Below are 14,790 nucleotides of genomic sequence, written 5' to 3' on the forward strand. Positions count from 1 at the left end.
GTGTCGTTGCCTGCCGTTTGCTTTAACGACCCTGACCCTGACCCTGGCCCACGGTGATCTTCGACTGCATTTCATCTGCAATCCGATCCGAGAGTCGGTCCGCAACCTCGGTCCTCGCCGCATCTGCGAGCTTCTCCCGGATGGCGTTGCGCAGTGCCTCACGCTGCTCGGGCGTGAGCTGCTGGATCGCGGCGGCTACGTCGTCGCTAACTCTGGGTGCGATCCTGTCCCGCATTGCGTCCGCAAGCCGATCACGGACCACATTGCGAAGGGCATTCCGTTGCTCGGGCGAGAGCCCTGCCCCGCCGCTGGTCGCCGCACCGACCGTTCCTGCCGCCGCGGTCCCTCGGATCCGGTCGGCAACATTGTCCGCAAATCGTTCCCCGATTGCCGCCGCGGCCTGGTCAGCAAGCCTGTCCTTGACAACGCTGCGAATGGCATTGCGCTGCTCCGGCGTGAGCTGAGCGGAGCCAGCCGCCTCGTCGCCAATTCGATCCGCGAGTCTCCCTCGCATCTCGTCCGCAAGATTGTCCCTGACGGCGCTGCGAATGGCGCTGCGCTGCTCGGGCGTGAGCTGGCCAGCTCCGATGTTCCCTTGCATCCGCTCCGCCAGCTTGTCCACGATCCGGTCCGTAACCTCCCCTCTGACCGCGTCCCCAAGCCTCTCCCGGATGGCGCTGCGAACAGCGCTCCGCTGCTCGGGTGTGAGCTGGGTCGCACCGGCTGCATCGTCGGCAAGCTGCTCGGCGACCCTTTCTCGCATCGCGTCCGCAAGGCGCTCTCTGACCACGCCCCGAAGGACGTTGCGCTGCTCGGGGGTGAGACCTGCTGTCCTACCGGCAGTCGCCGCACCGACCGTTCCCGCGCCCGTCGTGCCGCGCGTCTGCTCCGCGACCCGATCGGCGAGATTGTCCGCGACATCAGCCCTGACCGCGTCGGCAAGCCGATCGCGGATCACGCTTCGAATGGCGTTGCGCTGTTCGGGCGTCAGACGCGTTGCGCCGGCCGCGTCCTCGCCAACACGATCGGCAAGCCTGCCCGCCATCTCGTCTGCGAGTCCCTGCCTAATGGCGCTGCGGATCGCATTCCTCTGGTCGGACTGGGCTCCGGCCGCACCGGTCGTTCCCGCGGCCGTCGTCGCTTGGGCCTGATCCGAAATGCGGTCCACAATGTTGTCAGCAATCTCCCCCCTGACCTCGTTCACAAGCCTCTCCCGGATGGCGCTGCGGATCGCATTCCGCTGCTCAGGCGTGAGTTGGGTCGTGCCCGCCGCATCGTCGGCGAGCCGATCTGCAACTCTGTCCCGCATTTCATCAGTAAGGCGGTCCTTGATGACGGCGCGGATTGCGCTCCGCTGTTCCGGCGTAAGCCCGACGGTGCCGCTCTGGGCGCCGGACTGCGCCGATGCCGTCGCAAGACTCAACAGCATGGTCGCGACTGCAGCAGAGCTAGCGAGCAACGTCTTGGTATACCTCTTGCTGGACTCCGATTTCATGGGCGATCTCCTCGTACCTGACCTTGTCGATAAACAGCCCCGGCCCGCTTCAACCTGAATTGAGCTTGTTGTCTTGGACAGATCATCTTCTGCCGAGAGAAGGCGGCAGCCCTTTAGAAAATCATTCTCGTCTATTGATGTCTGGCCCAGCCACCTCCGCTATTGGACTGGGTCTCCGAGCTCAGCAGTCATTCGGAGAGCCGACGATCTTTTCGATCTAGGCTATCCATCGCGTGCTCCTCGCTTAGAGGGGATGATTTCATGCCGCCTTGGGCCACTAGTATTGATTTGAATCAAGGCCACTACAATCGTACAGTCAAGCGGTCGGGCGAACGGCCTTGGGGCGGGATCAATCGCCTTTGACGCGTTGTCCTGTCGTTCGTGACGCTGATATACCTCGCAGCCGTCCCAATGGAGCGCACCTTGGGCAGCTTCCTGGCACGGAGGCTTACCGCGATGTGCCACATCGAAGCTTCCTTTCGCAGATCCGACATCAATGGGAAGGAACGCTCGAAATAGTGCGGCTGAATGCTCCAAGGAATCGACAGAATGAGATTAAAAGCCTGCAAGCTGGACTAAACGCGTGGAACGTCCCGCGAGAGGATTAGCTGCACTGAATCGTCCCATGAAAGTTACAGGCGAGGACGACCTTACGGCCCTACACGCTCCCTTACCTCGCATGGCGTCCCCCTTACGGGATTTGGAATGTCTTGTAGCCATTTCCCAAGAGTCTACCTATTCCGCCACTGCGAAGCTTCAAAGAACGACTCCGAGATCGCTGAAATCCCAATCGATTTGACCTCGAAATTTGAATTGAATTTTCTCGCTATGTCGCGGCTCTCTTGCTCACCTTGCAAAGCCCTGCAACAGGCATTGAAAGAAAAGGTCGTTGCGGAAGAATATCCGCAGGCAATCAAAAATTCGGATGCCGTTCCGAGCGTAGTTGGCGTAGGTGTCCCTTCTCATTCTCTCACGCGCTCTGAAAGGCGCGACTAGGCCTGCAGCAAAACGCTGCATCGTCAAAGTTTGGGAATCGAACCACGGACAAATCGAGTGGGTAGGGCGCCAGTTCGGTCTTGCTCGCGACCCAGATTCCTACCCAGGTGAGAGCCGTCTGAGACCCGTCACCGTGTGCCATAGCGCATCATCTGGCGTGAGATCGGGAACCGAACCACCGACCTTGGATGGGTAGAAGTCATGGTGCCGGGGCGGAATCGAACCACCGACAGTTTCAATCGCGTCGACAGTAAAATTCGAATTTGCACGCGAGCCGCCCCGCCCGGTTGACCTCGGGCTGCACAACAGGGTCGATGCCGCCAGTACCTGGCGCTATTCCCGCTACGAGACCGTACTAGTTTCTTGATTTAACGTGATAGCGCTTCCTAGGGAAGCGGGGGAAGCCAACAAAATCAGCGCAATAAGAGATCGTTTGGGGAAGAATGGCTTCATTGTCTTGCGAGGCTTTTTAAAAGCGTCACCCAAACAGAGCCGAAGTTGCGATCGTAACGGAGACCGAGCAGCTGAGTGTTACAGTGTCCGCCAATGCCCCTGCCCAGGCGGTTCGACTACAATTTCCGGAAGAGCCCTCCTCTTAAAGCAACGGTGGCGGCGTCAAAGCAGAGCAAACGGGTCTTTCTTATTATGAGCATTATGAGCAGCCTTGGCGCAGAGAAAGCTAGAGCAGCGGGTGCGCCATTTCCCCCCGCCCCATCTCACGTGCTTCGCACCGGTTGAGTGTCCCGCATTCCGGGCGCTGTTCCAGTGCTTTTGCTGTTCAATCAGCCGTTTGGATTCAACGCGATCCTGGGCCTCATTGGGTTGGCCGGGATTCTGATGCGCAACGCGTTGATCCTGATAGGCCAAATCCACGAGAACCAGCACGAAGGACTTGAGCCCTTTCACGCGGTTGTGGAAGCGACCGTCCAGCGAGCGCGTCCGGTTATTTTGACCGCACTAGTGGCGGTGCTGGCTTTCATCGAGCTGACCTCATCCGTGTTCTCGATGGCCAATGTGCTGGTCGGCGGCACGGCGGTTGGCACGGTGCTGATCCTCTTCCTTCTGCCTGCCCTTTATTCGATCTGGCATCGCGTCAAGCGGGCGCCGAGCGACGACCCGCAAGCAACGGAACTGATTGCGCCGAACGTCTCGACTGGCGGTGCAGGGACGCAGGCAAGATAGCGACCGCGATAGGGGAGCGGCCCGGCCGATCAGCCCGAGACAGCCGTGCTCGGCGCGCCAAGCAAATCCGCTTCGATGAAAGTAGCTCGCGCGTGAAATCCTTTTGACTTACGATCATAATATGATATTACGATCATAATTTAACGAGCAGCGAGCACCGCGGTCCTGGATGCTGCATCACAGCTTTAGCGGGGGATTCATGACCGAAACGACAGTCCGAAAGACAATTATTACGGGGGCTTCAACGGCGATTGGAGCCGTTTATGCGCGTAAGCTGGCGGAGCGCGGATACGATTTGATCACCGTGGCCCGCAATGCCGAGCGGCTCGAAGGTAATGCCCGCCGGATCAAGGAGGAAACCGGCAGAACAGTGGAAGTCGTCGTCGCCGACCTTTCCAGGACGGAGGAGGTCGTAAAGCTGGCCGAGCGCATCCGCGAAGATGCAGCCATCGCGTTTCTCGTCAACAACGCAGGCCTCTCGACGCCGGGCGGTATGCCGCAAGGCAGCCTGAAGGATGCCGAGGATCAGATTGCTGTCAACATCACTGCTCCTACACTGCTCTCCATTGCTGCCGCCAAGGCGCTTGCGGAGCGGGGTCGTGGCGCTGTCGCCAACATCAGCTCCGTTACGGCCTTCATTCCGGAGATGTTCGATGGCGCCTACAGTGGATCGAAGAACTACTTGATCAACCTCACTGTATCTCTTGCCGGCAAGACCAAGGATGCCGGCGTGCGCTTCCGAGCCATTCTGCCAGACCCCACCGACACAGAGATGTGGGCGCGCACCGGGGTGCCGGAGAGTGTGATCCTCGCTCGATGATCATGAATCCTAAAGACCTCGTCGAAGTGGCGCTTGTCGGTCTCGACCGTGGCGAAGTCCTAACCTTGCCGACGGTGGCCGATGAATCCGTTTGGGCAGCCTACGAGGCGGCCGCCAAGGTCTCAAAACATCCCTGGCCGCCGGACAGCCTGCGCCCCGGTATCGTCAACCGGCAGACGTGGGCCGCTGAGCTGCAGCGCTTGGGAAAGCCAACCCGCCTGGCTCGCCCCTCTGTGCCGAAAACTGCCTGAACTTCGAGAGCGCCCGAGGAATATCGGAATGGATGAAACCACCGCATCGACCAAGGAAAGTACCGAGACCTCTGTAGACGCGGAAGCTGCGGGCAAGGCTATTGAGGATAGCCGTCATGCGGGCAAGCTTCGGGCACGCGAGGCGATGCTGCACGGCCCGATCTTCAAGACAATGATGCGGTTGGCGCTCCCGACGATCGGCGTTCTCGTCGCGCAAACGCTCGTGAACGTCGCGGAGACCTTCTACGTCTCGCGCCTCGGCACCGAGGCCTTGGTCGGCGTGGCGCTTGTCTTTCCGATATGGATGCTCATGACAATGATGTCCGCCGGCGGCATCGGTGGCGGCGTCGCCTCGGCCGTGGCAAGGGCTTTCGGTGCCGGTCGGCACGAGGACGCAAACGCGCTCGTCCTGCATACGCTCGTGGTTGCGGTCGCTTTCGGGCTGCTGTTCTCAGTCCTCGCCATCGGATTTGGCAGTCATCTCTATCAAGCCTCGGGCGGTGAAGGTGAGGCCCTCCACTCAGCACTTATCTACTCGAACTTCATTTTCCTTGCAGCCGTGCCGATTTGGATCGTGAATCTTCTGTCCGCCGTCCTTCGCGGCATCGGCAATGTCCGTGTGCCTGCACTGGTGACGTTTATCGGCGCGGCCGTGCTCGTCCCTCTTTCACCGGCCTTCATCTTCGGCATCGGGCCGATCCATGGTTTCGGCGTCGCGGGCGCGGGGATCGCCGTCACCCTCTATTACTGCGCGGCCACACTCGCCATGCTGCTCTACATGGCGAGCGGTCGGTCGGGTCTGCGCCTGTCACTCACCCGACTGCGCTGGCCCCTCTTCCGCGATATCCTCAAGGTCGGCCTGCTCGCCGCACTCAACACCGTCCAGTTGAACCTGATGGTGATGCTCGTCACTGCCGCGGTCGGTCGCTTTGGCGTCGATGCGATAGGCGGCTACGGCACGGCCTCGCGGCTCGACTACGTACTCGTTCCGATACTGTTCGGTCTCGGGACCGCGATCCTCACCATGGTCGGCACAAATGTTGGTGCAGGTTACATCGACAGGGCGAAGAAAATCGCCTGGTTGGGAACCGCCGCCAGTGTGGCTATCACCGAGACGGTCGGGCTCCTGGTCGCGCTTTTCCCCGGGCTCTGGATCGGCCTCTTTTCCCATGACAGCACCGTTCTCGGAACGGGGTCGCTGTATTTCCACATCGTCGCGCCCGCCTATGCCGCCAACGGCATTGTCTTCGCGCTGGGCTTCGCAGCGCAGGGCGCCGGCCGCGTGGGGTGGATATTCGTCGCGGGAGCAGTCCGGCTCCTGATTGCGGCTGGCGGCGGATGGTTCGCAGTCTCCGTATTGGGTTTTTCCCAGGCAGGGCTTTTCGCAATCGTGGCCTTCGCCTTGATCGCCGCCGCGACGATTTGCGCGGCCGCAACGCTCTCCGGCGCAGTGTGGCCCGCAGCAGACGAGACAGACCCGGCTCGAAGGCGCGGCCGTCCTGAGCGCCGTCCCTCAGCGAAACCGCACTTTCATTCCAAGCCAGACCTTAGAGGATAACCATGACACAGAAGAGCCCTGCCACCTGGCGGATCGGCGAAACGACTGTCACGCGGATCGAGGAGCTGCTCGGGCCGGCCTTCCGGCCGCAGGAACTGCTCGCGACCTTCGATCCCTCTGTTCTCCAAGAGCACCTGCATTGGATGGCGCCGAATTATTATGTCCCGGCGACCGATCAATTCGTCATGTCGGTGCATTCGTGGCTAATCCGCACACCGCATCACAATATTCTCGTCGATACTTGCTGCGGCAACACCAAGCAACGGCCGGGTTCGCCTCATTTCCATCAGCTTGATACCCCGTATCTCGACCGGCTGCGATGCGCTGGCGTGGAGCCCGAGGATATCGACTATGTCCTTTGCACTCATCTCCATGTCGATCACGTCGGCTGGAATACGCGCCTGCTCGACGGCCGCTGGGTGCCGACCTTTCCGAACGCGAAATACGTCTTCTCGCACGAGGAGCTGAACTTCTGGAATCCAGCGCACAATCCTCACCTGCCGGAGGAGCCGCGCGATGTCTTCGCCGACTCCGTTCTGCCTGTGATCGCCGCGAAGCAGGATCAGGTCGTCAGCATGACGGACCAACTCGGCGACAACCTGCTGATCGAGCCCGCGCCGGGCCACTCGCCGGGCCAGATCATCCTACGGCTGCTGAGCGGCGAGGATGAGGGACTGTTCACCGGCGACGTGATGCATAACCCGATCCAGGTCTATCAGCCCACCTGGAGCAGCCGCTTCTGCATGGACCCCGAGCAGGCTGTGCAATCGCGCCTGAGAGTGCTCGGCCATTGCGCTGAACACAACAGCCTCATGTTTCCAGCACACTTTGGCGTCCCTCACGCCGGCCGCATTCATAGCCATCCGAACGGCTTTTCGTTCGCGCCCGAAGACGCGCGAGAGGCCGGTTTTCACGCCACATCGTCAAAAGGATGAACCGATGATCGAGAGCTTCTCCGAAACCTATGAAGAGGCGCGTCTCAAATTCGTCGCCGCGGCAACGCAGGTAGGTGGCGCTCTAGAGCGGGTCGAGAATGCTGAGCATGGCCCGGACGGCGGCACACTTTCAACGGACTTTGTGCGATTCGGCCCCGCATCGGCGGAAAAACTTCTCGTGATGATTTCCGGCACACATGGCGTGGAAGGCTTCTACGGCTCGGGCGTGCAGGTGGAATGGCTGGCACGCGGCGGCGCGAGCAGCCTGCCGAGGGATACGGCCGCGTTGCTGATTCACGCGATCAATCCCTACGGCTTCGCGTGGCAGCGCCGCGTTGACGAGAACAATGTCGATCTCAACCGCAACTGGCTAGATTTCTCGCGGCCTTTGCCGGTGAACGAAGGCTATGCCGAACTCGCCGACGCTCTATGCCCGGCGGACTGGTCGCCAGAAACGCAGCGCTCCACAGGCGCGGACATCGGCGCGTGGGCCGCGCGGAACGGCATGGCCGCACTACAGCAAGCGGTCACAGGTGGTCAGTGGCATTATCCGCACGGTATCTTCTATGGCGGGAGCGAACCCGTCTGGGCGCGTCGAGCGCTGACCGACATCCTCAAGCGTCAAGCGCAGGAGGCCGGTCGCGTTCTGCTGCTTGATTTTCATACCGGCCTCGGCGCCTACGGCTTTGCCGAACTGATCATCCATCGTCGACTGGACGATCCGGCTTTCACCAGAACGCAGGCATGGATCGGCAAGGGCTCCACCTCTTATCTTGGTGGCAATTCGGTCGCTTCTGAAATCTCCGGTGATGGTTTCAGCGCGATCCCCAGCCTATTGTCTCACGCAACTGTGGACGCCGTAACCCTGGAGTGCGGCATCCGCGCCATTGACGAGGTTGGCACGGCACTTCGTGCAGATGCTTGGCTGCATCGTTACGGCGATCCGTTGTCGCCGCAGGGCCTCGCGATCAAATCACAGATCAGGGCCGCGTTCGACGACCCCAGTGCAGAATGGCGCGGCATGGCCGCAGGACAGGCGATTGCAGCCATTCGCGCTGCGGTCGGCGAGTTGAGCTAGAGCTGAAGCGTGCGGACTCCGTCAGCGCTCCACCGAGAAGAGACTGCCTGAAAACCTAAGCAGCAGAGTCCTGCCCCACTCACGTGAAGCGCGCGGCAAATCTATTCGAATTAGGGGCACAATTATATATTATGGAAGTAATTTGTTGAAGTGCGTTTTTCCTGGCGACCATGAACTGCCGGGCTCGAATGGAAGAGAACATGCGCTTCGAGAAGGGACATAAGGCGGAGACACGGCGGCACATTCTGAGCGTGGCGTCCAAACGTTTTCGCCGAGAGGGAATCTCGGCGGCAGGAATCGCCGGGATCATGGGCGAAGCTGGTCTGACCAATGGCGCGTTCTATCCCCACTTCGAATCCAAGGAAGAACTTGTTCGCGAGGCGGTGTCGTCGGCGATCAGCGAGCGGCAACATCGCGTTGAAGACATCCTGCGGGCGGGCGGCGGGCTTGAGGACATCATTCGGACCTATCTGAGCCGTGAGCATCTCAAAACGCCATCATGCGGCTGCCCGTCGGCTGCCCTGTTGCCGGAAGTCGCGCGTGAGCCGATGGCGACGCGGCAAGCCTATGAGGAGGGAATACAGAACTATCTGTCGGTCGTTTCCGCACTCCTGCCGAAGGCCGACCCTGCCGTCACCGCTCGTCGCGCGACGGCGATCTTTGCGCTGTTGGCGGGCACTCTTCAATACGCGCGCACCGTGACGGACGCCGCAGCAGCAGATCAGATTTTGGAAAGTGGTGTCGAGGCGGCGCTTCTGCTTGCGGGGGCACCTTAACCTTGAACGGGCAATCAAGCGCACAAACGGCGGCGGCCCAGGAGAAGCGTTATTGCATGTCTATCACCCCGCAATGGGTGTGGCTCGGATGCCGTTGGTCGATTGGAATTTGGTGCGGTCGCAGGGAGTAGCTCCGAACAGCCGCCGCTCTGACGTCCCTGCATGGATCGGAGGACTCTGCCCGTCCTTGCAATTAAGGATTTGGGAGGAATGTGGGGAAAGAGCAAAAATAGGAAGAGAATCAAAGCGCGGTGGGAAAGGTTGGCGCTCCCTAGGGGAATCGAACCCCTGTTTCAGCCTGAGAGGAAGACCTGGTCGACCGAGGATAGACGCGTCTGGACGTCAGTCTCGCTCCTGCACGTGCAGAAGTTACCGCACCAATTTTGCTCCAGAGACAACGTGACCGACGCGCAACGAACGCAATCGAATCAAAACAAAAAACCAGAAAAAGCAACGAAGCTAGCCATTATCCCACCGCTCATAACGGTCTGGTTGCAGGTTCGAGTCCTGCCGGGCCCACCAACATCATCAATAGTTTACTTCGTTCTCGCTGACTGCGGCGCAATGGCAGCACCAGAAGCCGCACCAGATACGTCCACTTTTCGTTCACGCGCAAGTTCGCGCATCCACTCGATTCCGCTAGACCCATTTGGGTGATGGCGAATGTAATCGTCGCCCACTCATTCGTCGGAGATGCGCCGACAGACCCGTTGATTAAGATGCGTATGATTTGCTTGAAACCAGCCACAAACAATGAGCCCAGTTACGCTCCCTCATGCGCGGCGCCCGTATCTCACCACCAATGGCGTCGAAGGAATAAACCGCAGGCCACGTGCGACCAAAGTGACACCTCGGGTGGACTGGAAACAAAAACAGCACAGAATTTCCAAATGCCGGGGCAAACGAATTTCCAAACGCGTTCACAGCGCGCCTGAGAACAAAGCTGATCCGCAAGCAAATTCAGGGGCTTGACCTGGCTGGGGCGGGAGGGATCGAACCTCCGAATGGCGGAATCAAAATCCGCTGCCTTACCGCTTGGCTACGCCCCATCAGGCGGACCGGGGCCAAGGCGGCCGGGCCGCCCGCCGATTCCGGCTTCCGGTTCGGTGGTCTACAGACGCGGGTCAGCGTTTTCAACCGCGCGCCGCGGGAATTTTCACCCGGCCCTGCCCTGCCCCGCACCGCCGGCGGATTCGCGAGCTTTCTGAAGGCCTTGCAGCAGGCGGCTCGAGCGCCATGCCCACCGGCGCCACGAGACCCCTCGGCCGGCCGCACCATACGCGAAAAAGTTGAGGACCGGCCGGTTTCATGGGAAGACGGCGGCCAAATCCCAGTCACGCCAGAGGAAGCGTCATGACCTATCGCGCGCCGATCAACGACATCCTGCTCGCCCTCAATCACGGCGCCGGGCTGAAGGCCGCCGTCGAGGCCGGCCATTACGGCGATTTCGACGCTGACATCACCGCCGCCGTGCTGGAGGAAGCCGGCAAATTTGCCTCCGACGTGCTGGCGCCGCTCAACAAGGTCGGCGACCAGAACGGCGTCAAGCTCGCCGATGGCAAGGTCACGACCGCGCCAGGCTGGCCTGACGCCTATAAGCGCTGGACCGAGGCCGGCTGGAATGCGGTGTCCGGCCCCGAGGCCCATGGCGGCCAGGGCCTGCCGCTCGCCATCAACGCCGCCTGCACCGAGATCTGGAGCGCCGCCAATGTCGCCTTCGGCCTGTGCCCGCTGCTCACGCTCTCGGCGATCGAGGCGCTCGATGCCCATGGCAGCGACGAGCTGAAGCAGATCTATCTCGGCAAGCTGATCTCCGGCGAATGGACCGGCACCATGCAGCTCACCGAGCCGCAGGCCGGCTCCGATGTCGGCGCGCTCCGCACCCGCGCCGATCGGCAGGGCGACGGCACCTACCGCATCAAGGGCTCCAAGATCTTCATCACCTATGGCGAGCACGACATGACCGACAACATCGTGCATTTCGTGCTCGCGCGGCTGCCGGATGCGCCCGCCGGCACCAAGGGCATTTCTCTGTTCTTGATCCCCAAATTCCTGGTCAACGCGGATGGCTCGCTGGGCGCGCGCAACGACATCTACGCCAGCGGCATCGAACACAAGCTCGGCATGCATGCCTCGCCGACCTGCACCATGACCATGGGCGACCATGGCGGCGCCATCGGCTATCTGATCGGCGAAGAGAATGCCGGCATGCGCTGCATGTTCACGATGATGAACCAGGCCCGGCTCGGCGTCGGGCTGGAAGGCGTCGGCGTTGCCGATCGCGCGTATCAGCAGGCGCTCGCCTACGCGCAGGAGCGTAAGCAGGGCCGCGCGGTCGGCAAAAAGGGCGACGGCTCCGATCCGATCATCGTGCATCCCGACGTCAAGCGGATGCTGCTGCAGATGCGCGCGCTCACCGCCGCCTCGCGCTCGATCTGCTATGCCACCGCCGTGGCGCTCGACGTCGCGGTGCGCGCGAAGGACGCGGGCGTGCGCGCGGACGCCGCCGCGCGCGGTGCGCTGCTGACGCCGATCGCGAAAGCATTCTCCACCGACATCGGCAACGAGGTCGCCTATCTCGGCGTGCAGGTGCATGGCGGCATGGGCTTCATCGAGGAGACCGGCGCCGCCCAGCATTATCGCGACGCCCGCATCACCGCGATCTATGAGGGCACCAACGGCATCCAGGCGATCGATCTCGTCACCCGCAAACTGGGCGTCAACGGCGGCGCCTCGGTATTCAAGCTCATCGACGAGCTCACCGACATCGTCCGCCGCGTCGAGGCCTCGAACGATCCGGTATTCGGCACCACCGGCGCGAAGCTGCGTGATGCGCTGGGCTCGCTCGATCGCGCCAGCCGCTGGCTGCTCGAAAAACTGCCGTCGTCGCCGAACGACGCGCTCGCCGGCGCGACGCCTTACCTGCGGCTGTTCGGCTCCGCGCTCGGCGGCTGCATGCTGGCCAACGAGGCGCTCGCCGCGCGGTCCTCGGGTGAAGCAGACGGCGCGCGTCACGTCGCCCTCGCCCGCTTCTTCGCCGAGACGTTTGCCGTCCAGGCGCCGTCCTTGGAAAAGACCGTGACCGATAGCGCCGAGAGCGTGATGGCCGCCGACGCCGTGCTGGTGGCGTGAGGCTGGCGCCCCCGGTCTTCACTCCGGAGCGCGCGTGAAAAACTCATCTGTCGTCCCCGCGAACGCGGGGACCCATACCGCGGAGCCTGTCGTTGGCCCGAACGGCCGATATCTTGAGACATCATTTCCGCCTGTGGTTATGGGTCCCGGCTCGCGCTGCCGGACAACGCTGCGCGTTGCCGGGGCTTGGCCGGGACGACAGCAACAGACACAGCTTCCCATCCTCGCGGCGCGTCCAGCACCCGAGCTTTGCATCTCTCGCATCGCCCTCATCAGGTGGAGGGCGCAGGGAAGGCCGGGAGCTCGCCGCCCCCATGGCCCGCCTGCAGCAAAAAAGCAGGCGGCAGTCACCACAGGTTCGGCCTGAGACATCCCGGCCTTCCCTGCGCGATGGTGTTAACGCTTATACGTGATCTCCTTGGGGACCGGCTCTCTTGCCCCCATCGCCCGCGCGCTCGTCGCACCGCAGACTTGGCATCAGCACCGGGATGCCAGGACCACACGATTTCGCCGTCCGCCGCATGCCGCTCGTCCGCATGTGAGACACACACGACGACACACCGCGTCCATCGCATTCCGCAGCCAACGTCCGTGACGATCGCGATACGCCCCTCCGGCGGAACGGAACAGATGCACCATAATGCTGATTTGGCGAAATCGTCAAGCGACTTATGTTTTTCCGAAGTTATTGACAGGCAGAGACGTGGATGGTTTGCCCGCCGGATAATTAGTTACTGGCCCTCGCTAATAAACAGCAAGCGTAGGGCGGGCTAGCCGAAGGCGTAACCCGCCGCCTTTTCCGCTCATCCCCACTGCCGGCGGATTACGCTTCGCTAATCCACCCTACACACCTCGCAGCCCCATCCACTCCGGCCCACTGGCAGCTCATCCGCGGCGGCGATAGGTGAAGCGCGAGGCCGGCTCGGAGGCGTGCAGGATCGCTGTGGAAGCGAAGCAGATGTCCGGGCACTCGGCCTGGCACGCGGTCGTGTCGCAGCGAGCGAGGACGGCCGGCACCTTGGCTTCCGCCGTGCATTTGCAATCAAACCCATGGTGCGAGACGGCAGAACTCAAAGCCCGCTCGCGTGCACTATCAGACCTCGTCGGTTCCGGGCACGGAACGGGATGACAGCTCGGTGACACTGCCGCGCAACACTGTCCGCAAACTTCGCTCGGCGCAGCAATGTTAATTTGCGCTGTCAGCACGATTCAGACCTGCTGTCCCACTGTGTTCTGTTGACGGGGGGACGTCGATGTTGCGGGGTGTGATCTGCGCAGGTGTTCTGATGCTGGCGATGGGTTCGGAGCTGCAGGCCGCGAGCGAACCAGGGCTGGAGCATCAGATCTCCTGCTCGGAGGTGCGATATTATGTCGAGAAATACACCGCGGCGGTGGCCGAGATGTATGCGCGCAGTCACGGCGCGACCGATGCCCAGATCAGCCGAGCCCGCCGCTGTCTGACGGTCACCCACTTCCGACGTGCGGAGCGCTGGCGGACCTATACTGAGTGACAGGCTTGATGCCCGCCTCGCCATGTTCGGCACGGGTTATGGATTCCGAGCCCATCCGCGGGGGCGCGAATGCCCCGGAATGACGGAGGAAAGTGCGGGCGATTGCCCGCTTTAAGTGTTCATTAGCAAAGCAGCACACCGACACGATCAGACACAACTCGTGACGCCCGCTCCGGCGGACATCTGCGTTGAAGAAGCGGGCCAATCGCCATCCGGCGTGGTCAGCACCGATTCCATTCTTCACACGAGAGTCCCATGTCGATCAGCTCCGTCAGTTCACTCACCGCGGCCGCCTCGTCCCAGGCTACATCAGCAACCCAATCCACCTCGGCGACGTCGCAGACCAGCGCGACCTCCGACACCAGCTCGACCAGCAGCGCGTCCGGCAGTTCCGCCAGCAGTTCCTCGGGCGGCGGCTCGTCATCGAGCAAGACCGTGGTCAGCGAGGTCTCCATCACCGTCGACGGCGTCACCACCACGACCATCACCTATTCCGACGGCTCGACCGAAGTGACCAAGACCGCCGCCGCGAGCTCGGGGAACGACAGCAGCAAGGGCGCCCAGACCTACAATGCGCAGGGCACGACCAATGGCGGCACGAGCAACAGCGCGAGCGCATCGTCGAGCGCGGGCGTCGCGGCCTGAACGGCCGCGCATCGGCGCTGACATCTTCCCCTCATCGCATCGCTGGACTGCAAGCGCATAGTGGTCGCACCGGATTCATCTCCCCCTTCCGGGCAGGGCAACCGCATGGGGGCCTCATGGTTCTCCCGGCGATGCGAAGCATCGTCCGGAGACGTGCGCCTTTATTGCGCCGTTCGCGGACGGCCTCGCTGGCGCCCCGGCCTGCTCGGGCGCGCCGCGCCCTCACCATGAGGGTTTGCCATTTTGCCGCAAAGCAAGCCCTCGTCCTGAGGAGCTCGCCAGAGGCCAGCGTCTCGAAGGACGGCCGCGGGAGAAATAGCGGGCCGGCTTTTCTACATGTGCGAGAGCCCGCCTCGCGGCGCTGTCCCGACGATCCTTGCGCCTCGCGCCCTCCCTAGGCTGCTCATCACT

11 protein-coding genes, 1 tRNA gene and 1 pseudogene are annotated in these 14,790 nt (G+C 62.1%); 10 read left to right on the forward strand and 3 right to left on the reverse strand.

Annotated elements, in window-relative coordinates:
- Window positions 1-22: 22 nt before the first annotated feature.
- The gene (locus ACQR1W_RS36500; protein ID WP_434855299.1) at window positions 23-1,495 is read right to left on the reverse strand and encodes a hypothetical protein; all 1,473 of its coding nucleotides are present in this window, start codon (window positions 1,493-1,495) and stop codon (window positions 23-25) included.
- 1,743 nt (window positions 1,496-3,238) lie between these two features.
- On the opposite strand from ACQR1W_RS36500, the pseudogene ACQR1W_RS36505 reads away from it, so the two are divergent.
- The 7 genes and pseudogenes from ACQR1W_RS36505 to ACQR1W_RS36535 form a co-directional block, all read left to right on the forward strand.
- A pseudogene (locus tag ACQR1W_RS36505) lies at window positions 3,239-3,673 on the forward strand (efflux RND transporter permease subunit); the annotation flags it as partial.
- Window positions 3,674-3,872: 199 nt separating this feature from the next.
- Window positions 3,873-4,493: an SDR family NAD(P)-dependent oxidoreductase gene (locus ACQR1W_RS36510; RefSeq protein WP_434855300.1), complete on the forward strand. Its 621-nt coding sequence runs from the start codon at window positions 3,873-3,875 to the stop codon at window positions 4,491-4,493.
- The gene (locus ACQR1W_RS36515) at window positions 4,490-4,744 is read left to right on the forward strand and encodes a hypothetical protein (protein ID WP_434855301.1); all 255 of its coding nucleotides are present in this window, start codon (window positions 4,490-4,492) and stop codon (window positions 4,742-4,744) included. Before ACQR1W_RS36510 ends, ACQR1W_RS36515 begins: the two co-directional genes overlap by 4 nt.
- Before the next feature lie 28 nt (window positions 4,745-4,772).
- Window positions 4,773-6,302 (forward strand): MATE family efflux transporter, encoded by a 1,530-nt coding sequence (locus tag ACQR1W_RS36520; protein ID WP_434855302.1) that lies wholly within the window; start codon window positions 4,773-4,775, stop codon window positions 6,300-6,302.
- 2 nt (window positions 6,303-6,304) lie between these two features.
- Window positions 6,305-7,237 carry an MBL fold metallo-hydrolase gene (locus ACQR1W_RS36525; RefSeq protein ID WP_434855303.1) on the forward strand — a complete coding sequence of 311 codons (933 nt, stop codon included), beginning with the start codon at window positions 6,305-6,307 and terminating at the stop codon, window positions 7,235-7,237.
- Between the two features lie 4 nt (window positions 7,238-7,241).
- Window positions 7,242-8,315 carry a M14 family metallopeptidase gene (locus tag ACQR1W_RS36530; RefSeq protein WP_434855304.1) on the forward strand — a complete coding sequence of 358 codons (1,074 nt, stop codon included), beginning with the start codon at window positions 7,242-7,244 and terminating at the stop codon, window positions 8,313-8,315.
- A gap of 200 nt (window positions 8,316-8,515) precedes the next feature.
- Window positions 8,516-9,091 carry a TetR/AcrR family transcriptional regulator gene (locus ACQR1W_RS36535; protein ID WP_434855305.1) on the forward strand — a complete coding sequence of 192 codons (576 nt, stop codon included), beginning with the start codon at window positions 8,516-8,518 and terminating at the stop codon, window positions 9,089-9,091.
- A gap of 974 nt (window positions 9,092-10,065) precedes the next feature.
- Here the strand turns inward: ACQR1W_RS36535 and ACQR1W_RS36540 are convergent.
- Window positions 10,066-10,140, reverse strand: a tRNA-Gln gene (locus ACQR1W_RS36540).
- A 304-nt stretch (window positions 10,141-10,444) separates the two neighbouring features.
- Here ACQR1W_RS36540 and ACQR1W_RS36545 point away from each other — a divergent pair.
- Together ACQR1W_RS36545 and ACQR1W_RS36550 are read left to right on the forward strand one after the other, a co-directional pair.
- Window positions 10,445-12,223: an acyl-CoA dehydrogenase gene (locus ACQR1W_RS36545; protein WP_434855306.1), complete on the forward strand. Its 1,779-nt coding sequence runs from the start codon at window positions 10,445-10,447 to the stop codon at window positions 12,221-12,223.
- Between the two features lie 1,253 nt (window positions 12,224-13,476).
- Complete coding sequence (locus tag ACQR1W_RS36550) at window positions 13,477-13,734, forward strand: hypothetical protein (RefSeq protein WP_035982780.1); 258 nt, start codon at window positions 13,477-13,479, stop codon at window positions 13,732-13,734.
- 221 nt (window positions 13,735-13,955) lie between these two features.
- Here ACQR1W_RS36550 and ACQR1W_RS36555 read toward each other — a convergent pair whose 3' ends face one another.
- Window positions 13,956-14,189, reverse strand: coding sequence for a hypothetical protein (locus tag ACQR1W_RS36555; protein ID WP_434855307.1), 234 nt, complete (start codon window positions 14,187-14,189; stop codon window positions 13,956-13,958).
- Here ACQR1W_RS36555 and ACQR1W_RS36560 point away from each other — a divergent pair.
- Window positions 14,170-14,379, forward strand: a complete 210-nt coding sequence (locus ACQR1W_RS36560) for a hypothetical protein (protein WP_434855308.1) — start codon at window positions 14,170-14,172, stop codon at window positions 14,377-14,379. The two genes, ACQR1W_RS36555 and ACQR1W_RS36560, sit on opposite strands and share 20 nt — an antisense overlap.
- The last annotated feature ends 411 nt before the right edge of the window (window positions 14,380-14,790 follow it).

The organism is Bradyrhizobium sp. HKCCYLS1011 (genome assembly GCF_051167795.1).
Taxonomy (GTDB): Bacteria; Pseudomonadota; Alphaproteobacteria; order Rhizobiales; family Xanthobacteraceae; genus Bradyrhizobium.

What these genes read in the sequence shown, in the direction of transcription:
- ACQR1W_RS36500 (WP_434855299.1), bottom strand. Translation starts at nt 1,495, where the DNA reads ATGAAATCGGAGTCCAGCAAGAGGTATACCAAGACGTTGCTCGCTAGC.
- ACQR1W_RS36510 (WP_434855300.1), top strand. Translation starts at nt 3,873, where the DNA reads ATGACCGAAACGACAGTCCGAAAGACAATTATTACGGGGGCTTCAACG.
- ACQR1W_RS36515 (WP_434855301.1), top strand. Translation starts at nt 4,490, where the DNA reads ATGATCATGAATCCTAAAGACCTCGTCGAAGTGGCGCTTGTCGGTCTC.
- ACQR1W_RS36520 (WP_434855302.1), top strand. Translation starts at nt 4,773, where the DNA reads ATGGATGAAACCACCGCATCGACCAAGGAAAGTACCGAGACCTCTGTA.
- ACQR1W_RS36525 (WP_434855303.1), top strand. Translation starts at nt 6,305, where the DNA reads ATGACACAGAAGAGCCCTGCCACCTGGCGGATCGGCGAAACGACTGTC.
- ACQR1W_RS36530 (WP_434855304.1), top strand. Translation starts at nt 7,242, where the DNA reads ATGATCGAGAGCTTCTCCGAAACCTATGAAGAGGCGCGTCTCAAATTC.
- ACQR1W_RS36535 (WP_434855305.1), top strand. Translation starts at nt 8,516, where the DNA reads ATGCGCTTCGAGAAGGGACATAAGGCGGAGACACGGCGGCACATTCTG.
- ACQR1W_RS36545 (WP_434855306.1), top strand. Translation starts at nt 10,445, where the DNA reads ATGACCTATCGCGCGCCGATCAACGACATCCTGCTCGCCCTCAATCAC.
- ACQR1W_RS36550 (WP_035982780.1), top strand. Translation starts at nt 13,477, where the DNA reads ATGTTGCGGGGTGTGATCTGCGCAGGTGTTCTGATGCTGGCGATGGGT.
- ACQR1W_RS36555 (WP_434855307.1), bottom strand. Translation starts at nt 14,189, where the DNA reads ATGGAGACCTCGCTGACCACGGTCTTGCTCGATGACGAGCCGCCGCCC.